Source organism: uncultured Pseudoteredinibacter sp. (assembly GCF_947502065.1).
Lineage (GTDB): Bacteria > Pseudomonadota > Gammaproteobacteria > Pseudomonadales > Cellvibrionaceae > Pseudoteredinibacter.
Window position 1 is genome coordinate 447,104 of sequence record NZ_CANMYE010000002.1, and the last position, 24,188, is coordinate 471,291.

15 protein-coding genes are annotated in these 24,188 nt (G+C 46.1%); 8 read left to right on the top strand and 7 right to left on the bottom strand.

Annotation, left to right across the window (positions count from 1 at the left end; genetic code table 11):
- The first annotated feature begins 265 nt into the window (after positions 1-265).
- Positions 266-1,702, top strand: coding sequence for a coniferyl aldehyde dehydrogenase (locus Q1A41_RS08665; protein ID WP_299977252.1), 1,437 nt, complete (start codon positions 266-268; stop codon positions 1,700-1,702).
- Positions 1,703-1,768: 66 nt separating this feature from the next.
- On the opposite strand, the gene Q1A41_RS08670 is transcribed toward Q1A41_RS08665, so the two are convergent.
- Complete coding sequence (locus Q1A41_RS08670; RefSeq protein WP_299977255.1) at positions 1,769-2,761, bottom strand: hypothetical protein; 993 nt, start codon at positions 2,759-2,761, stop codon at positions 1,769-1,771.
- A gap of 207 nt (positions 2,762-2,968) precedes the next feature.
- A complete protein-coding gene (gene dinB, locus Q1A41_RS08675) occupies positions 2,969-4,036 on the bottom strand; it encodes a DNA polymerase IV (protein WP_299977258.1) in 1,068 nt (355 codons plus the stop codon).
- A gap of 157 nt (positions 4,037-4,193) precedes the next feature.
- On the opposite strand from dinB, the gene Q1A41_RS08680 reads away from it, so the two are divergent.
- Together Q1A41_RS08680 and Q1A41_RS08685 are read left to right on the top strand one after the other, a co-directional pair.
- Positions 4,194-4,601 carry a hypothetical protein gene (locus tag Q1A41_RS08680; RefSeq protein WP_299977261.1) on the top strand — a complete coding sequence of 136 codons (408 nt, stop codon included), beginning with the start codon at positions 4,194-4,196 and terminating at the stop codon, positions 4,599-4,601.
- A gap of 240 nt (positions 4,602-4,841) precedes the next feature.
- Entirely contained in the window at positions 4,842-5,759 is a 918-nt protein-coding gene (locus Q1A41_RS08685; RefSeq protein WP_299977264.1) for a hypothetical protein, read from the top strand.
- Positions 5,760-5,827: 68 nt separating this feature from the next.
- On the opposite strand, the gene Q1A41_RS08690 is transcribed toward Q1A41_RS08685, so the two are convergent.
- Entirely contained in the window at positions 5,828-6,712 is an 885-nt protein-coding gene (locus tag Q1A41_RS08690; protein ID WP_299977267.1) for a LysR family transcriptional regulator, read from the bottom strand.
- A gap of 255 nt (positions 6,713-6,967) precedes the next feature.
- Here Q1A41_RS08690 and Q1A41_RS08695 point away from each other — a divergent pair, with 255 nt between their 5' ends.
- Positions 6,968-8,152, top strand: coding sequence for an acyl-CoA dehydrogenase (locus tag Q1A41_RS08695; protein WP_299977269.1), 1,185 nt, complete (start codon positions 6,968-6,970; stop codon positions 8,150-8,152).
- A gap of 103 nt (positions 8,153-8,255) precedes the next feature.
- Positions 8,256-9,506: a CaiB/BaiF CoA-transferase family protein gene (locus tag Q1A41_RS08700; RefSeq protein ID WP_299977271.1), complete on the top strand. Its 1,251-nt coding sequence runs from the start codon at positions 8,256-8,258 to the stop codon at positions 9,504-9,506.
- A gap of 85 nt (positions 9,507-9,591) precedes the next feature.
- Here the strand turns inward: Q1A41_RS08700 and Q1A41_RS08705 are convergent, their stop codons facing one another.
- The 3 genes from Q1A41_RS08705 to Q1A41_RS08715 all read right to left on the bottom strand — a co-directional run bounded on the left by Q1A41_RS08705 (position 9,592) and on the right by Q1A41_RS08715 (position 14,555).
- Entirely contained in the window at positions 9,592-10,179 is a 588-nt protein-coding gene (locus Q1A41_RS08705; protein WP_299977274.1) for a hypothetical protein, read from the bottom strand.
- 102 nt (positions 10,180-10,281) lie between these two features.
- Complete coding sequence (locus tag Q1A41_RS08710; RefSeq protein WP_299977277.1) at positions 10,282-13,446, bottom strand: efflux RND transporter permease subunit; 3,165 nt, start codon at positions 13,444-13,446, stop codon at positions 10,282-10,284.
- Positions 13,443-14,555, bottom strand: coding sequence for an efflux RND transporter periplasmic adaptor subunit (locus tag Q1A41_RS08715; RefSeq protein ID WP_299977280.1), 1,113 nt, complete (start codon positions 14,553-14,555; stop codon positions 13,443-13,445). Before Q1A41_RS08715 ends, Q1A41_RS08710 begins: the two co-directional genes overlap by 4 nt.
- Before the next feature lie 294 nt (positions 14,556-14,849).
- On the opposite strand from Q1A41_RS08715, the gene argS reads away from it, so the two are divergent.
- Complete coding sequence (gene argS, locus Q1A41_RS08720; protein WP_299977282.1) at positions 14,850-16,577, top strand: arginine--tRNA ligase; 1,728 nt, start codon at positions 14,850-14,852, stop codon at positions 16,575-16,577.
- A gap of 53 nt (positions 16,578-16,630) precedes the next feature.
- Here the strand turns inward: argS and Q1A41_RS08725 are convergent, their stop codons facing one another.
- Entirely contained in the window at positions 16,631-22,213 is a 5,583-nt protein-coding gene (locus Q1A41_RS08725; RefSeq protein ID WP_299977284.1) for an AAA family ATPase, read from the bottom strand.
- A 293-nt stretch (positions 22,214-22,506) separates the two neighbouring features.
- Here Q1A41_RS08725 and Q1A41_RS08730 point away from each other — a divergent pair, with 293 nt between their 5' ends.
- Positions 22,507-23,478, top strand: a complete 972-nt coding sequence (locus tag Q1A41_RS08730) for a nitronate monooxygenase family protein (RefSeq protein WP_299977287.1) — start codon at positions 22,507-22,509, stop codon at positions 23,476-23,478.
- A gap of 301 nt (positions 23,479-23,779) precedes the next feature.
- Positions 23,780-24,187 (top strand): hypothetical protein, encoded by a 408-nt coding sequence (locus tag Q1A41_RS08735; RefSeq protein WP_299977289.1) that lies wholly within the window; start codon positions 23,780-23,782, stop codon positions 24,185-24,187.
- Position 24,188: the final 1 nt, after the last annotated feature.

A 24,188-nucleotide genomic window follows, 5' to 3' on the forward strand; every position in this document is an offset into this window, starting at 1 on the left:
GGCAAGTCACCATAATCTGCATGGTGTTGATGATATTAGTGTAGCGATCCGTAATTTCTAGCACGCCAAGCACCATCAAAATGCGCTATTTTTACCCAATCACGCCAAAGCCACACTCCTGCGAAAGCGCATTAGTACATTTGTGCAGTATTTTGCTAATGTGAGCTCCAGTGTCATTGTGGGGCCTTCTAGCTCCCCCTTTGTAGGCGCTCTATATAACAGACAATTTTAACAACGAAATCCGACACAGCAGGAGACCCGCACCATGAACCAAGCGGCCAACCCCAATTTGAACGTTGAAGCTTCTGCTCAACGTGTACAAGAAACATACGAAAAACAACATCAAGCTTACCTGGCGAATCCATACCCTGAGTATGAAGAGCGCCTAGCCAACCTTCAAAAGCTAGAAAACATACTGAAGAACAACCGTGTAGCCATTACCGAAGCAATCAATAAAGATTATGGCAACCGCTCTATTCATGAGACCGAGTTTCTTGAGTTATTTGGTTCAATTGATGGCATCAAATATTGCCGTAAGCAACTAAAAAGCTGGATGAAACCGCAGAAACGCCATACTTCAATATGGTTTTTTGGTGGCAAGAATAAAGTACTACCTCAACCAAAAGGTGTCGTAGGTATTGTAGTGCCGTGGAATTACCCGCTGTTTCTATGCATGAGCCCGCTTGCCAATGTGCTCGCAGCCGGCAACCGCGCCATGATAAAAATGGCGGCCAACTCGCAGAATTTATGTCGATTACTCGCCGATCTGGTAAACAAAGAATTTGGTGAAGATACCTTGGCAATTTTACCGGGCGTAAGCGCTTCAGATTTCACCGACATGCCCTATGACCACTTGGTATTCACCGGCTCTCCAAACGTTGGCCGCCAGGTGATGGAAAAAGCCTCTAAGCACCTAACGCCTGTCACCCTAGAGCTAGGCGGTAAGTCGCCTTGTATTGTTGCCGAAGACTATGACATCGAGCTAGCTTGTGAACGTATTTTACAAGGTAAACTGTATAACGCCGGTCAAACCTGTGTAGCACCAGACTATGTGTTCTTACCTGAAAGCAAAGCCGATGCATTTATCGAACATGCAAAGAAAATTGTTCCACAACGCTACCCAAATCTAGAAACCAAGGACTTCACCTCCATCATCGACAAGCGAGCATATTCTCGTTTAATACAAACTTTAGATGATGCAAAAGAGAAAGGCGCCCAAGTTGTCAACCTACTCGGCGACGTGGAGCCTAGCGATGAGCTAGAAAAAATCCCGCCGACTTTGATTCTCGACAGCACGACTGAAATGACCGTTATGCAAGAGGAAATCTTTGGCCCGATTATGCCGGTGAAAACCTATCGCGATATCAACGAAGTCATCGAGTTTATCAATATTCGTGAGCGTCCTTTGGCGCTTTACCTATTCAGTAAAAACAAACCTCTACAGGACAAGGTGATTAAAAACACTATTTCTGGTGGGGTAAGTTTAAATGACGTGATGATGCACGTCGCACAACACGATATTCCGTTTGGTGGTGTTGGTAATAGTGGTATGGGGCACTATCACGGTAAAGAAGGATTTATAGAGTTTTCTAAGTTAAGACCTATCTTTCAGCAAGCCCCAAGTCCTGGCACTAAATACATGGTTGCCCCATTTGGTAAAACCATGGACTTTATGCTGCGCATGATGCTCGGCAAACGATAAGCCTTGCGCGAAATAACCCAGAATTAAAAAAGGGCCTTTTAAAGGCCCTTTTTTATACTGTAAAGCTTATAGCTTACGTTTATAGGTTGCGGCTGCTTTATTTCGCTCATCTAAACGATTAAGTATCGCGGCCATTTCATCTGCTTGTGATTCAGCCTGCTGGCGCTTGGCCGCTTCGATAGAGGCTTTTTCTTGCGCAATAGCCTCCTTAATTCGCTTTTCTTTTACACTCGAACCGGTACGACCTTTAGCCACAGCGACTTTTGCAGGGGCTTTATCAGCAGTATTAGAAGTGCTGGCGGCTGCCGAACTCTTCGGTGGCTTGCTGCTAAGCGCACTGCGTAATGACGTTTTCGACTTGCTGCTTTTACGCGCAGTAGGCTTTTTCTTTTGGGCTAAACGGCGCTGTTCGATTTGCAGCAGCACAGCCTGCATTTCTTTCGCTTCCATACTTGCTTGTTGCTGCCTTAAAACAGCCCGCTGCTCACGCTCGGCTGTAATTGCTTCCTTGATGCGCTTTTCTTTGCCAGCCGAGCCACTGCGCCCATTGGCCACTTTTTCGCTAGCCGGTAACTCTTCTTTTTCTGCTTCGCGCGATATTCGAGCACCCGGACTAATACTCGAGGTGTTTTTTTCCTCAGCTACTGCAGTTTTAGCTTTTCTTTCTAAGCCTTCGGCTGGAATAAGCTCTTCGACTAACTCGCTTTCGTATTCGGCTTTTGCCATCGAAAACAGCTCTCGAATATCGCTACTCACTTGCGTTGCACCACTGCGCTTACTGGCACCCTCACTAACGCGGCCTAGCTTGATAGACTTGGCGCCTAAGGTTTCTTTGGCCTCACTCAGTAATTCGCGCAATTCACGGCTGTTTTCCGCAAACGCCCATTCTTCAACAGAAAAATTTTCTACACCATGCAAGCGTATTGCCGCTTGCAAAGCACCCTCTTGCCCCTCATCCGCTGCGGCTACAATTGAAGCCCACTGCGCTTCAATAGATTCCTTGGCTGAGCCTACATATACATCTTGGCTAACATCACAGCTTACGGTAAAAACAAACACAAACGCTCCCCGGCTTAAATAACACCGATACCCCAAAGGGGCCACTCAAAAAGGGTGGCGATTATAATGAGTTCAGCGGGAATTTGTAGCGCCACTTAAGAAAAAACTAGGATTAACTAAAGCAGGATAAATAATCGGGGATTCCTGCTGCTGGTTATGCCCAGTTATTGGGCATTTGAATTAGCAAACACTGAAACTGATGCTTTTTTAGGCAAAAAGGTCACTTTGAGGATCTTCAGAGCGTGGCTCTTGGAAGCGCACCCCCAAGCCGAGCAAGCGCACAGGCTGAAAAGACCGCTCAAAGGCCTCAGAAATAAGCTGCCGATAGGCCTCTAATGAGTAACTGGCGGATTGCTTTTCCACAGTTGTGGATGAAAAGTCATGAAATTTTAGTTTCACAAATGGTTTAGCGATGATATAGCTATCATCCAGAATCGACAAACGTTTGTGCAGACTTTCCAGCAATCCAGGAATCTGCTCAAAGCATGCCTCCAAATCGGGTAAATCACTGGCAAACGTGTGCTCAACACTGAGAGATTTTCGCCTACGGCTTTGCTCAACTGGGCGATAATCATTGCCTCTACATAGCTCATAAAGGCGCCGCCCAAAGCTACCAAATTTGGCCTGTAAAAATTCCAAGTCATATTCCTGTAGCTGATAACAATGCGTTATACCCATGGAAAGCAATTTTTGCTCGGTTACCTTGCCAACGCCGTAAATTTTATTAACCCCAAGGGCGGCTACAAAATCGCCTTGCTCAACCTGAGAAATAACCGTTAAGCCATTAGGTTTTTTCCAATCACTTGCTACTTTAGCAATAAACTTATTGTGGGCGACCCCAGCTGAAACGGTAATTCCCAGTTCCTGCTGAATTTCCTTACGAATTAACTCAGCAATAGTGCTAGCGCAGTCAAAATTACCTCGATTGACCTGCTGAGAAACGTCCAAAAATGCCTCATCAAGAGACAAAGGCTCAATGATGTCAGTATAACGGTAAAAAATTTCCTGCATCTGTCGGGAAACCTCTCGGTACTTTTCCATATTTGGTCGCATAGACAAAATACCAGGACAAAGTCTGCGGGCATATGCCATCGGCATAGCTGAGCGCACGCCAAATTTACGAGCCTCATAATTACAAGTCGCTACCACGCCTCGGCCTTTTGCTTCACCACCAATGGCCAAAGGCCTACCGATTAAGCTGGGATCGTCTCGCATTTCTACCGAAGCATAAAAACAATCGGCATCGCAGTGAATAATATGGCGCTCTAGACTCATATAGGCTTTAAAAGTCGTAAGATTCTGGGCTACTTATGGATAGACGGGTATATAATATAATGAATCCGTCGCTTGATAGCTTATTGTAACACTCAGGTAAGTCGGATTTAGATAGTTTTAGCTAGCCGATCAAAGTAGATACCAAAGAGACTCAATTATGAGCATAGAATCCTGGGACCCAGATGCCAGCGAGCAAGAAAAAAGCTATACGATAGAGCACGATATTCTGCTGAGTATTATCAAGCAACGACAAAATAGCGATGAAAAGCCGATTGCAGATTATTTTGACGCTGCAGATCTGCAAAAGCATAGCGCCATGATGAAACAGGGTAGAGAAAATTGGCTTGCCGCCGTTACAGATTTTAATGAAGCTCAATTACTGAGTTTGATCGAGTTTTTGACCCTAGCTGAAAAGCAAATTGCTAGTTGGCAAGCCGGCGAAGACTCCCCGGTGATATATATTGTTAAATTTATGCGACAAAAGAAAATGCCGCTAAAAAGGGAAATGTTGCTTTGGATTAAAGCCAACAGCGATAACCGTTTTTTGCCAAATGGCCCCTTATAAAAATGAAATTTTCTGTTTTTTTTCTAAAATTAATGTGAATTCAAGAAAAACGGCCAATAAATACCAAAAATTGCTATTTTTTTGACCATAAACTCTTGAATTTTGTCAGTAAAGACGTACCTTATACACGCGTCGTAGTCGGCTGGTTATTTATACTCCCAGATCCGCGCCATAAGCGGGCTGGACAGCCACTAAAAAGAAGTTTCAGTGCTAGATTAATTACATTCAAAGGAAAATAAGATGGCAGCTCGTAAAGCTAACGATCCAGTCGCTAAATTAGAAGCAGAACTGGCCAAGATCCAAGCTCAATTGCTTAAAGCTCGTGCCAAGCAAGAAGCCGACTTGGGTAAAGAGACCACTAAACTAGAAAAAGCCGCTGCTAAGGCCGCTGCCAAAGCGAAAGCTTCTGGCAACAAGGTTGCAGCTATCCGTAAGAAGAAGAAGTCTGCCGCTCAAGCTAAGCAATTGGCTGCTGCGACTAAAGCTGCTGCTGCTGATAAAAAAGCTGCTGCTGAAGCTAAAGCTGCTTCTTCCGCCGCTAAAGCTGAGCTAAAAGCTGTTAAGGCTGCTAATAAGAGCTCTAACGATCAAGCTAAGGCGATCGCCAAAGCTGAAGCAGCTCTAGCCAAGAAGCAAAAAGCTGCTGATAAGAAAGCTGCTGCTAAAGCTAAAGCCGCTGACAAGAAAGCCGCTGCCCGCGCTAAAGTAGCCGCTAAGAAGAAAGCTGAGCGTGAAAAGCTAGCTGCTAAGAAAGCTGCTGCTAAAGCTAAAGCTGCTGCCAAGGCTAAAGCCACTCGCGAAAAGGCTGCTGCTAAGAAGAAAGCTGCCAAGGCTAAAGCTGCTGAGAAGAAAGCTGCTGCTAAAGTTAAAGCTGCTGAGAAGAAAGCCGCCGCTAAAGCTAAAGCTGCTGAGAAGAAAGCCGCTGCTAAAGCTAAAGTTGCTGCTAAGAAAGCCGCTGCTAAGCAAAAAGCTGCTGAAAAGAAAGCGGCCGCTAAAGCTAAAGCTGCTGCCAAGAAGAAAACCGCTAAGAAAAAGCCTGCTGCTAAGAAGAAGCCAGCTGCTAAGAAACCAGCGGCCAAAAAAGCTGCTGCTAAGAAGCCAGCTGCTAAGAAAGCTACCCGTCGCGGTCGCCCAGCCAAGAAAGCTGCTAAGAAGTAATTACAGCGTTCTTTGCAAAAACGGCGCTTCGGCGCCGTTTTTTTTGCCTGTAATATTGTGGGCAGCCGCTATCTCGCGATTTCTGCTGCAGACTCAATCAAATACTCGATAAATGCCCGGTTCGCGGGTGACAAATAGCCCCCCTTTTTCCAGCCAATTCCCAGTTCTATGTATTGTGGCTCCTTAAAAGAAACCGAAACCAAATCTTTCTCCGCATCTACCAAGCGTCTCAAACACAAGCACATCCCCTCCCCTGAAGCCACCATCCCAACCATTAAACGCAAGATATCCGTTTCGATAATAATGTTCGCCTTATGAGCAGCACTCGACTCTAGGCGGTTTAGAATTTGTCGCAAGTGATAACCCTGGTGATATACCAATAAGGGTTCCGTCTTTATATCAAGGAAATCGACAGCTTCTCGATTTGCCAGCGGGTGATCGCTGGCCATGCACAGAACCACCTCTTCTTTTAATAGATAACGTGACTCAATCTGTTCAGAATGCTGCTGAACGTTAACAATGGCCATATCGGTAGAACCATCTATCAACATTTGCTCGGCTCGCTGAGTACCCTCTGCACTAATGTGCAAATTAATACCTGGATAAGCTCGGCGAAACGCGATCAACTGCTCGGGCAAAAAATAGGAGCCTAACATTGCAGGTGTATCTAAGCGTACTTGGCCACTCTTTAAGGCTTCTAACTCCTTAAGCTCGTCTTTAGCTTGCTGAAACTCAACCAAAATACGTTCGGCACGATGCAGTAACTTTTCACCCGCAGCGGTTAGCTCGATGCGTCGATCAATACGATTGAATAATCTTGTACTCAGCTCTTCTTCCAGCTTCTTTACCGCAATACTTACCGCCGGCTGTGCCATGTGCAACTCTAATGCCGCCTTAGTGAAACTTTGGCTAATCGCCACTTGGCGAAAAATCTGTAATTGACGCTTATCCATTCGAAACCTTAGCTTTGGGGCGTAACTATACGCACCGACAATCAAAAAGGAGTTACCTATATAAGAAGCAATGAAGCCCAAGTCTCGGCGACACCCTCCTTAAAAAACAACCCATATATAAAATATATGCCAACAATATAAACGATATATTTTATATATGCATCCAGCTAGAGTATAATTAGGTTACATGTGAAGTTTTGGCTTTATTGAGCTGCAAACTAAGATTAGCGAAACAACAATCAACCGGAGTACACCATGGCGAAGTCCCCTTGGGCCAGCTTTAACTGGCAAGACCCTTTCTTGATGGATTCAATGTTGACCGAAGAAGAGCGCATGGTGCGTGATTCTGCTCACCAGTATGCCCAAGAGCAGCTGTTACCGCGCGTACGCGAGGCTTACCAAAAAGAAGAAACCGACATCAACATCTTCCGCGAAATGGGCGAGATGGGCTTGCTAGGCGCTCCTCTTGAAGGCTATGGCTGTCCAGGTGTTAGTTACGTTGCTTACGGTTTGATTGCTCGCGAGGTTGAGCGTGTAGACTCCGGTTATCGTTCGATGATGTCTGTACAGTCTAGCTTGGTGATGTTCCCTATTTGGAGCTACGGCAGCGAAGAGCAAAAAGAAAAGTATCTGCCTAAGCTCGCCAGCGGGGAATACATTGGTTGTTTCGGACTGACTGAGCCCGATCACGGCTCTGACCCTGGCTCAATGATCACTCGCGCTAAGAAAGTAGATGGCGGCTATCGTCTAAGCGGCGCCAAAATGTGGATCACCAACTCACCTATCGCCGATGTATTCGTGGTTTGGGCCAAGACCGAAGACGACGTTATTCGTGGCTTTATTCTAGAAAAGGGCTGGGAAGGTTTAAGTGCCCCTAAGATCGAAGGCAAGCTAGCACTGCGCGCCTCTATCACGGGTGAAATTGTGATGGACAATGTATTTGTTCCAGAAGAAAACTTAATGCCTGGCGTACAAGGCTTGAAAGGTCCATTCGGTTGTTTGAACTCTGCACGCTTGGGTATTTCTTGGGGTGCTTTAGGTGCTGCAGAAGCTTGTTGGTACTCTGCTCGTGAATACACCATGGATCGTAAGCAGTTTGGTCGCCCACTGGCACAAACTCAGCTAATCCAAAAGAAATTAGCCGTAATGCAAACCGATATCAGCCTTGGCCTGATGGGCAGCTTGCGTGCATCTCAGTTGAAAGACGCCGGTCAATTAGCGCCTGAGCTAATTTCTATGATGAAGCGTAACAACTGTGTTAAGGCTTTGGAAATTGCCCGTGAAGCTCGTGATATGCACGGTGGTAACGGTATTTCTGACGAGTACCCTGTAATGCGTCACATGTGTAACTTAGAGGTAGTTAATACCTACGAGGGTACACAAGATATCCACGCATTAATTCTTGGCCGTGCTCAAACTGGCCTGCAAGCGTTTTTCTAAGTTTAAGCAGACGCTGTTTAAGATACGGTTTTAATACCGTTTAAAGGGCCGATATCACGGCCCTTTTTTCTTCTTCACTTTTATTTTTACATTTGGAGCAGTCATGTCCAGCCAGGCTAATAGCGCCAATCAATCCGGCCCTCTCAGTGGTTTTCGTGTTCTCGATATGAGCCGAATTCTTGCAGGACCATGGAGCGCACAAACCCTCGCCGACCTTGGAGCACAGGTTATCAAAGTAGAGCGCCCCAAAGTGGGGGATGACACTCGTCGCTGGGGACCTCCTTATTTAAAAGATAGCGATGGTCAAGACACAGCCGAAGCCGCTTACTATACCGCAGCCAACCGTGGTAAAGATTCCATCACCGTGGATATTACCCAGCCCGACGGCCAAGACATTATTAAAAAACTCGCCAAAGAATGTGATGTATTAATAGAAAACTATAAAGTTGGCGGCTTAAAAAAATACGGGCTGGATTATGAATCACTAAAAGAGATCAACCCAGCTCTAGTGTATTGCTCGATTACCGGCTTTGGCCAAGACGGGCCCTATGCTCAACGTGCCGGCTATGATTTTATGATTCAGGGCATGGGTGGCCTGATGAGCATTACCGGTGAAAAAGATGGTGTTGCCGGTGCTGGCCCACAAAAAGTTGGCGTCGCTGTTACTGATTTATTTACCGGGCTGTATGCCACCATTGCTATTCAGGGCGCTCTTTTGGAACGTCAGCGTTCGGGCCTTGGTCAACATATCGATATGGCATTACTCGATGTGCAAGCGGCAGTACTGGCCAATCAAGCTAGTAATTACTTGGTGGGCGGCGTGGTTCCCCAGCGCATGGGTAACGCACACCCCAACATCGTTCCTTACCAAGCTTTTGCTACCAGCGATGGCTTTATCATTCTTGCCGTTGGCAATGATGGACAATTCGAAAAGCTATTACAGCTGGCCGGACGCGAAGAGCTAATGCAAGATGAACGCTTCGCTAGCAATCCCGCCCGCGTACAAAACCGCGAGGTCGTTTGCGAAGAAGTGGCCAATATTATGGTGCAAAAAAGCCGTGATTACTGGCTAGAAGCGTTGTCTGTTCGCGGTGTACCTTGCGGCCCCATTAATAACATAGAACAGGTTTTTGCCAATCCGCAAATTCAACATCGCCAAATGCAAATCGAGGTAGAACACCCTTTGTCTGGCAGTATTTCTTTATGCAATAGCCCGATTAAATACAGCCGTACAAAAGTCGAAATCAGCAAAGCCCCACCACTGCTTGGCAACGATACTGAAACGATTTTATCGGATGTTCTGGGCTTAGGCGAAGAAGAGCTTAAGACCCTGAAAGAAAAAGGCTGTATCTAGCAGCCAATTCAAGCCTAAAGTAAATCAGGAGGCCTACGCCTCCTGATTTACTTTAAAAGCCCAGATATACCGGTAGAAGTTTTAACTACTCATCTTCTCGGCCCGTCAGCTTTAAACGATAGCTGGTGCCACTGGTAAAAATACACTCAGCTCTAAATGCCAGCGGCTCTCCAATCAAACTAACCGCATCAAAATCAATCGCAATACCTACTGTGGCATCTTTATATAAAGTGGGCTCTGGCCGTTTACGGGTAAGCACTCGAATCGTACGGAAGTCCTCGTACATATCGTTCACCGCCTTTTTACAAGCCATCCAGTACTCACGCATCGAGCGCTCACTTGGGCCACTATGGAAGCGAGACTTAGTGCGATCATAGGTGGTAAAGCTGCTACCATCGAGTAAGAGGGAAAAGGTTTTACGTTCATCGTCGCGGCATAGAATTTTAAAAACCGGCACCTGCAAGCTACTTAGATCAACATTTACCGTGCCTTTTAAAACTTTGCTGCAGCGAGGATTACTGCGAGCGACTTCAACGGCTTGCTTTAGCTCTGGCAGTTTCTCTTTATAGGTAGTCGGTAGCCATAAATAAGGTTCAGCAGCCCAGCTGAGGGCTGACATAAAGAACACGAATAGACCAGATAAAAAACGGCGGGCAGGCATAGCAAATTCCATAAACTCTTCCATTATAGTTATAGCGGAAAATTCAGAATTTGCTTGAGTTTAATCGAAGATCAGGGTCAGATCCCACGGGATCTGACCCTATAGATAAGTGTGCTATACAGACTGCTCAGTCGCCTTTTTCGTCCAAATATAACGGAAGAAAAGATAGTTGATTCGTTGAGGCAAGACCAGCAGCACCGGCGTAACGACCAAAGTTAGAATAGTGGAGAACACCAAGCCATAGACCACCGCGCTGGCCAGAGGTACAAAGAAAGATGCGATCACACCGCCAGATACCACTTCACGACCTACGAAATCAACACTCATGCCAAGCGCGATTGGTAACAGACCTAATACGGTTGTTACCGTAGTTAGGAACACCGGACGCAATCGCTGAGCACAGGCGCGCACTACGGCCTCAGCGGCTGTTAGCTCAGAGTCTTGAGAGCGAACATGGTTATAGGTATCGATCAAAACAATATTATTGTTCACTACGATACCCGCCAGCGCCACAATTCCCACACCGGTAAGAATCACACTGAAAGTCTGCTGGGTGATCAACAAACCTAACATCACACCCGCGGTAGACATAATCACGGCCGATAGAATCAATACGCCTTGGTAGAAGCTATTGAACTGCGTCACTAACAATACGAACATCAAGAACAGCGCCAATGAAAAGGCTACTGATAAGAAGGCTGCTGAGTTATTTTGCTCTTCGTTTGCACCTCGGAATTCCACCGCCACTTCAGAGTCCTTCGGCTGTTCTGCTAACCAAGCCTCGATTTCCTTCACCTTAGTATCGGCAAGAACGCCTGGCTGCACATCAGCACGCACCATCATGATTTCAATACCGTCCACTCGCTTGATCTTATCGACCTTAGGCTGAGCCTGGCGGTTTACAAAGCTTGAAATTGGCGTAGAACCCGCATTGGTATTAACCCGCAAGTCATCCAGGGCCATCATACCGCGCTCGGCATCTGGGTAGCGCACTCGAATATCCACTTCTTCATCGGCATCATCAGGGCGATACTCACCTACCTTCACCCCATTGGTGACCAATTGTACGGAACGTCCGACCTCAACTATATTGGCACCCATTTGAGCGGCAAGAGAGCGATCAACTTTCAACTCCCATTCAATGCCCGGTAATGGCGTGGTATTGGTAATATCTCGCAAGCCTTCAAACTCGGTATCTAGAGCGTGATGAATTCGGCGCGCCGTAGCAATGAGCTTATCGTGATTATGGGACGCGATTTGAATTTGAATCGGCTTACCTACCGGCGGGCCACCTTCAAAGGCATTGGCACTTACAATAACACCAGGTATATCTTTGGTGTTTTCATTGATAAGCGCGAAGACTTCGCGGGTTCGCATCGTTAGCTTTTGAGGATCATCCAACTCGACCAGTATTGAGCCTACCTGATCTTTTTCAGGTGGGCGGGCACCGCCCCCTTGGGTTCCACCGCTACCGCTGGCTGAGTAAGTTGAGACTACCCCAGTTGTGGCAATCACCCTGCGCTCAACTTCCTGGACGATATCGCGTGTTTCCTCGACCGATAAGTTACCCTGTGCACGAACAGCAACTTGGCCATATTTCTCTTCGGTTTCAGTAAAGAATTCAAGGCCAGCGTTACCAGCACCGTAGGCCATAAAGATGGCGACCAATGTAAAGATACTTACCCCAAACATCACCACAGGGCGTCGCAACAAGGTCGTTAGCAGGCGAGCATAAGCTCCCGTGATACCTTTTACCTTAGTAGGCGATTCTGTTTCCAGTTTGCGCAAATATTGCTGAACTTCTAAATCTATTTCACTGCGCCCCATCAAAGAGCCCAAAACCGGCGCAAATAATAAAGCGTAAAGTAAGGAGCCTGTCAGCACCGCAAATACGGTAGTTGGCAAATACCCCATAAATTCACCAGCGACACCGGGCCAAAACATTAGCGGTAAAAAAGCTGCTAATGTTGTTGCCGTTGATGCAAGCACCGGCCAAAACATACGCTTAACGGAGATTTGATATGCCCCGCGAGCACTTAAACCTTCAGCCATTTTCCGATCGGCAAACTCGGTAATTACAATCGCCCCATCAATCAACATCCCCAAGGCCAGCAACATGCCGAACATCACCATAAAGTTAAAGGTGTAGCCCATATAGGAAATAATAATGATGGCAAACAACAAAGAGAAAGGAATACCTAAGCCAACCAGCAAACCTGATCGAAAGCCTAAGGCTGCAACAACAATCACCATCACCAGCAACATGGCGGTAACGATATTACCTTCCATCTCGCTGATCATACCGAGCGCAAACGCTGATTGATCTAGGATGTATTCAACTGTAACGCCTTTGGGAATGTTACCAGCGTTTTGATTAACAATCGCTTGAACTTTACGAGTCACTTCAATCTGATTGGCATCACGACGCTTAGTCACCTCAACGGCAATCGCGCTTTGACCATTCACACTGGTAAAGCGGCTTGGGTCTTTAAAGGTTCGTCGAATATCAGTCACTTCACCCAGGGTAACTACGCCGTCGGCGGTAGATTTAATTGGAATGCCATACACGTCTTGTGCGGTTTCAATCAAGCCTGGAACTTTAATGGCAAAGCGGCCCTGACTGCTATCTAACTCACCAGCAGGCACCAATAAATTGTTACCAAGTACGGCATTGATCAGCTCATTGCTGGTAATGCCATAGTGCTCTAATTGGTCAGGGTTGATAATAACCTCAACCACTTCTTCACGATGGCCAACCATATTGGCTTCTAGGATGTCCGGCACACCCTCAAACTGACGCTTTAAAGCTTGAGCCGTTTTAAAGAGTGTTCGCTCAGAAACATCGCCTCTAAAGGTGACTACGATAGCCGGAAAATCACTCGCGGAAGCTTCTTCAACAACGGGCTCTTCGGCTTCTTGTGGCAGCTTTGCTTTGGCACGGTCAACCGCCTCGCGCACTTCAGTAACAGCCTGCTTAATTTCTTTATCAGATTCAAACTCAACAAGAATATAAGCGGTAGATTCACGCGCTGTACCATTGAGCTCTTCTAATCCTTCCAAAGTTCGTAGCTCTTGCTCAAGTGGACGCAACAATAAACGCGCACCATCTTCAGGAGAAATACCCTCTTGAAAGACCGACACGATAACAAAGGGCAAGCTGACATCTGGCTGCATCTCAACAGCCATTTTTTCACGGGAAAACAAGCCCACCATGACGATGAGAAACAGAATACTTAAAGTACTGCGGGAACGACTGACCGCGACATCGAGAAACTTCATAGACTGGCTGCCTGCTCCGCATTTTTAGTGCCCGCGAATTTATAAGCGACCTTCTCGCCTTTAGCGACATACTCTTGGCCCACAGTGATCAACAAAGAGGATTCTGGAATTCCCAAAACCCAAACACCGTCATCGTCATTGCCAATAATATCTACAAGATAAAACTGCACTACTTTGGTTTCATCAACAATTCGCACGCCAACTTTACCGTCATCATCCAGGGTCAACAGCGAAGCTGGAATATGAAAGGCATCTACGGCGCCTACAGGTATCACTAATTTACTGGTGATACCTGCCAATAATTTCCCGTCGGCATTGTCTACTTCAACCTCAATCGGAAAGGTACGAGTTACACTATTGGACTCACGACCAATATAACGAATACGACCCGTAAGCTCTTCACCTGTGCGCAATTTAGCGTGCGCCTCACCACCAACGGCCAATCGAGCAACCTCGGTTTCAGAAACTTGCCCTGCTAAGACGATAGGATCTAAATCAATAACACGGGCGCAGGTATCACCTTTACGCATATAGTCACCCAACTCTACTGGGCGTAAATCTACGACGCCATCGAAAGGAGCGCGGACATTCAAATTAGCGAGATCCAGCTCGCTGCGTTGCAAATTTGCCTTGGCGGTTTGCAAGCGGGCCTTGGCACCGGCAATAGCGGTTTTTGATTGATAGCCACCCGACTTCAATCGCAGGGCGCCATCGTATTCTAACTGGGCTTGCTGAACTGCGGCCTTAGCTTCATCTAAACGCAACTTGCGATCTTCCATGGCAATTTCACACATGGAATCGCCGATTTTAACTTTCGCGCCCTTATCAACCGGCTGACGAGCAACACGTCCTTCAACTTCGGCGCGAACATCCACCATGCGGTGCGCCTGGGTGCGAGCTCTTACCCGCACCTGCAACGCGTATGGTTCACTCTTGAGTCGCTGTACCTGAACGGTAGTTAGCTTATCTTCAGCCTTTACCTCACGATTGGCCTCCTCACTATCGGAGCTAATCACCAAACCTGATAGCATCCAAAGGATAGAACACAAAGCGATAACAAAAGCGATGCGATAATTTTTACTTTCCCACAAGGAATTTAAACTCTGCATAATGAACCACAAACCAAGAGCATCAATATAAAAAAGAAGGGTATTTTCGAGCTTAGTAATTTAGCGCCGGCAGGTAATACTGCAAGCCAATAAATGTAAAGCCCCACAAAACGTCCTAATTTTAGCAAAGATTAAGAAAATAGCCGCATTTGGCCGCATATTTATGCATTTTATGAATGCATATTCGCACATGCTTAGGTATTGATCGTAGATTGACAAATTACATGGCGCAGCTTGCATCTCAAACGCGGCAAGTTACAATCTCGCCTTTGTTTTTGCCCTCTTGGAAGAGCTATGAATATCCGTGATTTGCTTACCCAGCGCTTCAGCCTAGCTATGGCTGCCGCTGGTATCCCTGCTGAATGCGCCCCGCATGTGGCCCCCAGCAAAAACCCACAATTTGGTGACTACCAAGCCAATGGCGCCATGGGCGCCGCCAAAGCAATGGGTCGCAAGCCTCGTGATATTGCCCAAGAGATTCTCGATAATGTTGAGCTTGATGATTTAGCCGACAAAACCGAGATTGCCGGTCCAGGCTTTATTAATGTGCATCTGCGCCCGGCCTGGCTTGCCCAGCAGCTTAAGCAGCAAAGCTGCGAAGCTCAGAGCAGTGACAGCCCACAAACTATCGTCGTAGATTACTCTTCCCCGAACTTAGCCAAAGAGATGCACGTCGGGCATCTGCGCTCTACAATTATCGGTGACAGTCTCGCTCGAGTGTTGGAATTTATGGGGCATAAGGTGATTCGCCAAAACCACGTCGGCGACTGGGGCACCCAATTTGGCATGCTTACCGCAGAACTGGAAGAACAGCTTGGGCAAAACCAGGCCGCCAGCATGGCGCTGAAAGACCTAGAACAGTTTTACCAGCAAGCAAAAAAGCACTTCGATGATGATCCAGCCTTCGCCGATAAAGCTCGCGATTACGTCGTCAAGCTGCAAGGTGGCGACGCCAAACTATTAGAGCTATGGGATAAATTCCGTGATGTTTCTCTAGAACATGGTGAAGAGCTATACCAAGCTTTAGGGGTAACTTTAAAGCGCAGCGATGTTAAAGGTGAAAGCTTTTACAATGACGACTTGGCCAAAGTGGTTAGCGAACTAAAAGAGCAAGGCTTAGCCGTTGAAGACGACGGTGCTATCGTAGTCTTTCTGGAAGAACTTGCAGATAAAGAAGGAAACCCTTCGGTAGTTATCATTCAGAAGAAAGGCGGCGGCTATCTATACGCTACCACCGATCTTGCCGCTATGCGTCACCGAGTGGGTGAGCTTAAGGCTGATCGCATTATGTACTTTATTGATGCGCGCCAATCACTGCATATGAAGCAGGTGTTTACCTTGGCTCACAAAGCGGGCTTTGTTTCTGAGGCAGTAAGCTTGGAGCACCATGCCTTTGGTACCATGATGGGCGAAGATGGCACACCGTTTAAAACCCGCAGCGGCGGCACGGTAAAACTGGCGGACTTAACGACCGAAGCGGTAGAGCGTGCCAATGCATTGGTGGAAGCCAAAAATCCAGAGCTTAGCGCGCAAGAGCGTGCAGAGGTGGCTCGCAAAGTTGGTATTGGCGCTGTTAAGTATGCTGACCTTTCCAAAACCCGCACCAATGATTACATCTTCAGCTGGGAATCGATGTTGAGCTTTGAAGGTAATACTGCGCCATACTTGCAGTATGCCTACGCACGTATACAGAGTATTTTCCGTCGCGCTGACATTCAAGCCGATGATTTGAACGTAGATTTACATCTTGCGGCAGCAGAAGAGCAGGCACTAGCCTTAAAACTGTTACGCTTTGATGAGACCCTAGAGCAGGTCGCCAAAGAAGCGTTTCCACATGTTCTTTGTACTTACCTATACGAAACGGCAAGCCTGTACATGAAATTCTATGAGGCCTGCCCGATTTTAAAAGATGGTGTCAGTGAAGCTGACAAAATGAGCCGCCTGCAGCTATGTGCGGCTACCGCCACCGTTTTACGCACAGGCCTGGATCTATTAGGCATTGAAACTATGGAGAAGATGTAAATCTTCTACGTCATAGCTGACCACTACGGTGGTCAGCTTTTAGTCCATCAACGTTACAGGCTTATCTCTTCCTTCGCCAGTTCTCTAGGCAACTTGATATAAAAACAAACCCCTGCCCCCAGATCGCTTTCGCAACGAATCTCGCCATTTAAATTCTGAGTAATCAGGTTATAAAGAATATTGAGCCCTAAACCAGTGCCGCCGCCTTGGGAGTTTGTGGTAAAAAACGGATCAAAAATTTTCGATAGGTTATCATCGCTAATGCCCTTGCCATCATCGCAGTAATTTATGCTAATTTCACTATCATCGATGGTGACTCGAATTGTAATCTGACCAGAGTCTTCTTCACCGTAGGCATGGGATAGTGAATTCATCAACAAATTGGTCAGTACTTGGGAATAAAAACCTGGGTATGAATCAATCTCAAATAGCTCAGGCCCCTGCAGATCAACAGTGATATCTCGATGAGCATACTGGCTATGCAAGCTCAGCAATGCTTCTTGTAAATACTCGGTTAAATAAAAACGTCGGCGAGCCTCACTGGTTTGATCCACCGATATCTGCTTGAAGCTTTTCACTAACTCCGCCGCCCTATGCAGGTTACTGTGCAGAAGCTCAGCAATCGACATGCTGTTTTTGAAATATCCCTCTAGGCCTTGCTGGCTCATCGCACCAGATTCGTAATCCCTAACAATTCGCTTGGTACTGTCTATAAACTGGGTAGCGCCTGTGACGCCAATGCCAATGGGCGTATTGATTTCGTGGGCAACTCCGGCAACTAAACCACTGAGAGCAGCCGCTTTTTCAGATTCGACCAACTTGCTTTGCGCTTCTTTTAAACTCTGCAAGGAAACTTCCAAATCATGTGTTCTAGATGCAACTCGCTCTTGCAGCTCTTGATTAAAACCTAACATTTTACGTTTAGCAACAATCTCTTCTGTAGCATCCACGCCAAAGATTAAAATTCTGCGGCGTCCCTTTTCCGCCTGGCGAATAACATTACTCCACAGTACTATACGCTCTTCGTTATTTTTAGTTTGAATAGAAAACTCAAAGTTATTCAATTCACCCTTTATAACTGCACGTCTTACATCTTTGAAATTAGCTGAATTTTCTTCATGCAAAAGTAAATGCCACCAATTGGCATCAATCATCTCATCTTTACTGTACCCAGTAAGTCGGCAGGCTTCGGGATTTACGTAAAGTATCCGAGCATCAACAGAGACCTCGAACACCAGAAGTGGTGCAGCGTTAATGATATTCTCTACATTCTTTCGTTCTCGCTCAGCATGCTCGAAAACCCCGGCGTTCTCCAGTGCCATACCAGCTTGCATAGCCAGCAGACGCAACACATCAACATTATCGGGTCTAAAGGCGTCGGCAAAAAGCGAGTTCTCTAAATAAATCAACCCTTGCAGCGCAGCTTTACGATAGATCGGAATAACAAGAACACTTAAACTAGCGCCATTGAGCTCGCAATTTTCTAACAACACTTTGCCTTTGCCATCCTTAGCCTTGTGAAGCAAGGATAATTGCAGCTGATGCTCATGCAATTTGGCCTCGCCCTCCTCAAGAATTAAGCAGGCCGAATCACCACTCTTTAGAGCTAGCAGACTTAAACTGCCATTAAAGTGCTCAACATAGGCTACTCGACTAGCACCCGAGTTCAGCAGTAAAGCATCCATCAATCCAGATAGCAGTTGATTCTTATCTAAACTACTCCCCAAAAGCTCGATGCTTCGAGAGAGCGCCTTAAAATCAAGATCCGCATTCACAGTACGAGTAGTAGTACTTAAGGTGCTATCAGAAGCCGCATAGCGATCTTGCAAAAACGCAAATTCTTCACGCATAACGCGTAATTTTGGTTGAGCGCCCCACTGTTGATAAAACTCATAAGCCAGGCGTATCTGAGTATTTGCCAAGCCGGTAAAGTTCTTTGTCAGAAGAAATCGAGCGAATAACTCATGAGCCAAGGCCTTGGTCTGCAACGCCCCATCTTTTATGACACAATCTAAGGCCTCTTGATAAGCACTCATGCCTTCCTCAAAAGATCCCTTGTAAGCAAGATAGCAAGCCTTTGCCAAAAGATATTGCGGCTTAAAGTTCACCGGACTCTGTTCAGATAACTTCCTCAAACGGCGCAACAACGTCCAAATATAGTATCGCGCTTTCAATGGCTGATAGTTTTGAGATAAACAGTTTACCGACGCAACCACCCCGACCATAAAGATAAATGGGTGATAATAACTACCGGCGGCTTCCATAATTTTACCATTGAAAGCGCGACTAAAATTATCGAAAGCTAAGCTGTAGTCTTTTTGCAAAACACATAAAAAAGCCTTATCGGCATAAAGCCCAGAAACAAATATGCTCTCGCCCTGGTCAGCTTCTAGACTGAGCATATCTTCTTCATTAAAGAACGGGCCTGAGATCGTCACACCATCACTATCACTTAGCGAAACAGCTCTGAATAACTCGATGGTGAAATCACTATGCTGAAGCGAGAGATCTTTCTCGAACTGCTCTATATAATCGCGAGCCTTGAGCTGAATTTCAATTAACGACGGCAGAGGTATACCACGCAAATAGCGCTGGCCAGTCAGAATTGCAATTCCTAAACTTGCCACTTCATATTCACCGCAAGCCTCTGCACTATCTAAAGCCATTTTTACATAGCTCTCATTTTCCGCAATTGGTCGATTAAACCAATGATTTACCAGCGCACCATAATTCAGATAAACAAAAGCCTCCGTTGATTTATTATCATATCTATCTAACAGAGCCAATGCTGATTTCGCAAAGTTTCGAGCCAAATCCCAACGCCCAAAAGCCATGCAAACTACCGAGAAGCAGATCATCGGGCTTGCGCTCTGATCAAACACCCCGTGCTTCAGAGTCAGCTTAATCATATGCATTACTATGAGGCCAAAATAGTCGGATTCACAAAGATAGGCCGCCACCAGGCAAGCTGACAACAATTTTATTTGCTGTTTTACCTCCTCATCCTCAAGCTCTGGTAATTCAAGAATCTTCTCTGGGTGGCGAACCGAAGAATGACTAATTAATTTAAAGAAACTTGCCACCTGACGCAGCAAGCCAACCCGTTTAGGCATGCCTATATGCATAGCCCTGAGTAGTTCTTTTAATACGCCAGCCGCCTCTGAGTTCAGGTGACCTGCCGAATAGTAATTCAGTTTGGATACTAAGGCAGGTATTTTTTCCTTATCCTTTCGCGCCTTAGCTATCACCCAATCAAGCTTCTCCAAGCCCTCGTCGAAGTTACACAGGCCTATATTGGCTTCCCCCATTGCCGTACAGACTTCGCCAAGGCGATCACTGTACCTCCCTGCATGTTTTTCTAATAAAATCTGTTCAGAGACTGACAAGAAATCTAAAGCCGAAGCGAAGGCCGCCTGCGCCATCAGCTCGCGAGAATACTCAAGATTCATTCGAACCAAATCTTCTAATTGATTCTTGTCTAGTAGTTTTATGGCCCTGTTATACAGATGAAGAAATTGAGCGTAATCAGGCTGTCCTCCCTGATTAATTTGTCTATCACGAAGCTTGTCGGCTAGCGATAAACATAAGCTCTGAACTTGATTCTCAGGAAGCAAATCAAAGGCGGCCCTTTGAACGCTATCATGGCAAAAGTGAATATAATCACCAGCCTTAAACAAGGCACTGATCTTGATGAGGTCTCGTATTTTTTCGGCAAGCTCAAACCTTTTCACATCAAGAAAATCACACATCTGAGAAATACTGAATTTATTTCCCAAGATTGAGAGCTTAGCCACAAGATCCTTGGACTCTTCATTCAGACCTTGCAGCTTGTCCTTTACATACTCTGTGGAGCTTAAAATGGGCAGTGCCAGCATAGCATCCCAATCTATCTTTACTTTAGCCCCCTCAACAAATACGATCTCCGAAGAAAGAATACTCTCTAGCAAGGATCGTATATGATAAGGATTACCCGCCGTTCTGAGCATCAATTGTTCAGCAAGCTTTGCTGCAACGTTTCGATCTAGGTGCAGATCCACCTGCAACCAATCAATCAAATGCTCTTGCTTCAGAGTCGGCAGTAGCAGTTTTTTAAAACGACAATCTAAATCCTCTATGGTTTTTAGAAACAAGCTGGAGTGGTAACTGTCTTCAATTTCGTCATCACGATAACTCAGTAAAATCAGCAATCCATTTGGCTTTCTTTGCAGTATCTTTTCCATCAACTCGATACTGGCGGCATCAGCCCACTGCAAGTCATCGATAAACATTACCAACTCGCGACCCTGCCGATGTAACTGTTCGCATATGGTGAAGAATAGCTCTGCAAATAAGCGGTTACGTTGGGTCCTAACTTCGTGTTTACTAAATTGGCCCTCGGTGCTAGCTTGTTCAGCTAACAGTAGCGAAAATTTTGGCATCATCTCCAATAGCAGAGGAAGTGCTGATGCCGCAGATTTGCTTATAACTTCACTCCAGGGAACATTATCATCTGCCAGGGCCTGATCAATAAAATCATCCAAAGCTGAGCAGATTGCTGTGTAAGCGTGCCCCTTTTCAAACTGATCAAACTTTCCAGAAATATAAAAGCCATTGCTTCGACTGATTTCAGCAAAAAGTTCCCTTATTAAGGCGCTTTTCCCAATACCTGAAGGACCACAGACAGACAATATGCAGACTTGATCACGAGCCTCCTTTAAAGATTTTAATAACTCGGCTTTTTGCTGTTCGCGACCAAATAATTTTTGACTCAATTGAATTGCGGTATTTGAATCACCTAAGCCGACTTTAAAGTTCTCGAGCGTCTTATCCTGCCCCAAACATTGCCGAATATGCTCAAGGTCCTGTTGAAGAGCAGCAATGCTCTGATATCTTAACTTAGGATCTTTTTTTAGAAGCCGATCGACAACCCGCGCTACGACCTTGGGCCAGCGAGGTAAAACACTATCAAGCGCTGTTGGTGCTTGTGCGATATGAGCGTATATCAGCTCGGCAGGTTCCTTAGCTTGATATAAGGTTTGGCCAGTTGCCAGATAAAATAAAGTACAGCCCAGCGAATACAGATCACTACGCTGATCAATGGGCAAGTTTACGCGGCCAGTTTGCTCTGGCGAGATATAAGCGAGCGTCCCAGCGAGCTGTTTGGCCGAGGTAAATTCGGCCGAATGCTCTTGCAAGGAGCTGGCATGTTCAAAGTCTATCAACTTAACCGAGCGGAAATCGGTGCTACTCACAATATTTGCTGGGTTAATATCACGATGAATAACACCTGCATTATGTATAGATTCAATACAGCGACAAATTTCGATGCCTAAATCTAACCAGCTATGCAAATCCATCCCACCAGCTGGCGCCAGATCGGCCAATGAGCGCAAACCCTCTTCGGCAAAGATCAGTGCTGGTCGGCGCTCAAACTGCATGATCGCGATCGGACAGCTGACATAACTCGGGTCTAAGCTTCTACCTAGCACCCACTCTTTGCATTCACCATAGCGCGAGAAGTCCAAATCCAGGGATATGGACTGTTTAACCACCAGCGACTCTCCACTAAGCCTATCTTGGGCTTTGGATATCCGTGTCCGCTGACTGGTATAGAGAGGGGTAAGATTGTCTAGCTGAAATTCCTGCTGACTGTTCATAGAGAATTCTTGTAATGCGACCCTGCTACTTTGTTATTACTATAAATCTAGCATATGGCGCTCGTTTTGCTCTGCAATATTGCGAATACCTTAGCGTCGCGCCCTAGTCAGCATTCTCAGGCTCAATGACCCCGAAGATAATTCCCAGCAGACCGCTCAGATAGCACTTTTGACCATTTTCATTATTTTTTGCCAATGCAATGGCATATCTGGCCATTGCGAGCCAATCTCATCTGAGGTCTTATAGTGACTGATACATTTTCTGTCTTGAAATTTGGCAAAGGAAACACCCCATGGCATTACCTGAGATTCTAAAAGGCCGTCTATCTGTTCCAGCAGTAGCTTCGCCGATGTTTATTATTTCCAACCCAGAACTGGTTCTAGCGCAGTGTAAGGCTGGCGTGGTGGGCTCCTTTCCATCACTTAATGCTCGCGGTGAAGGTGAGTTTGAGAAGTGGCTAATTCACATTAACGAAGAGCTTGATCGCCACAATCAAGAAAATCCGGACAAGCCAGCAGCCCCTTATGCGGTAAACCAGATTGTGCATCGCTCTAATAATCGCTTGGACGAGGATCTAGAGCTGTGCGTGAAATATGAGGTGCCAATTGTTATTACATCGCTGGGCGCTCGTGTAGAGCTTAATGAAGCGATTCACTCCTATGGTGGCATTACGCTGCACGACATTATTAATAACACCTTTGCTAAAAAGGCCATTGAAAAAGGCGCCGATGGTCTTATCGCTGTTGCCGCTGGCGCTGGCGGCCATGCCGGTGTTCAGTCGCCACTGGCCCTAATTCAAGAGATTCGCGAATGGTTCAATGGGCCATTGCTATTATCTGGCTCCATTGCGTCTGGCGATTCTATTTTGGCAGCACAAGCAATGGGCGCAGACTTGGGCTATATCGGCTCGGGCTTTATCGCCACCACCGAAGCCAATGCTGATGAGCGCTATAAGCAGATGATTACCGATTGTGGTGCAGAAGATATTGTTTACAGTAATTTGTTTACCGGTGTTCACGGCAATTATTTAAAACCTTCAATCGAAGCGGCAGGTATGGACCCGAATGCGCTACCTGAAAGTGATCCGTCTAAGATGAATTTTGGCTCTGGGGGCAATCAGAAGACTAAAGCCTGGAAAGATATATGGGGTTGTGGCCAAGGAATTGGAGCAGTAAAAGAAGTACAGCCGGCCGCCGATTTTATTGCCAAACTAGGTGCCGAGTATAAAGCAGCCCTGGCGCGCCTAAACGCTTTACAGGGCTAAAGGAGCATGTAGAAAAAAGTCGCTCAAAACCGATGGGTGCTATAAAGCAGGAAGGGGGCTTTATAGCTACCTTGGGGTATGAAGGGCGGCATCCCATCGGCTTGAGCAAGTTCATTTGACCCCGCTCAAGCCTTCAATTCCTCACGCAAGTATCACAATTTCCTCATCCCTTCTCGTCGCTGTTATTTACCATAAGCTCATTCATTTTGAATCTAAATAAAGCCTTGCAAGCAATCGCCCGCTCGGCAAAACTTCTCGCGTTTAAACATAATCAAAACCATAAATTTGAACGGGATAAATTATGAAGGCTTGGACTCTACTCTTCACTCGTGTTTCAACGGGTTTGCTATTGCTGATTTGGGGAGCCATTAAAATTGCTGCGCCCGACAAGGCTAAAGGTGTTTCTGAAAAATACTATGGTGGTTTAGTCAGCGCCGATGAGATTGTATTAGCAATGGGAGTTGCTCAGATTGCTATTGGTTTTTTAGTAGTTTTAGGTTTGTTTCGAAAGTATGTTTACCCGGCCCAGGCATTAATTTTGGGTTTCGGTTTACTTGCCATTTGGCAGTATATTCTAGACCCGCTCGGCCTGTATTTAGCCGGTGAAGCCAAGCCTTTATTTTTCCCATCGACAACCGTTTTTTTCGCGACCTTAATTATGTTGCTTTATAAGGATGATGATTCCTTAGCGTTGGATAATAAATTGTAAC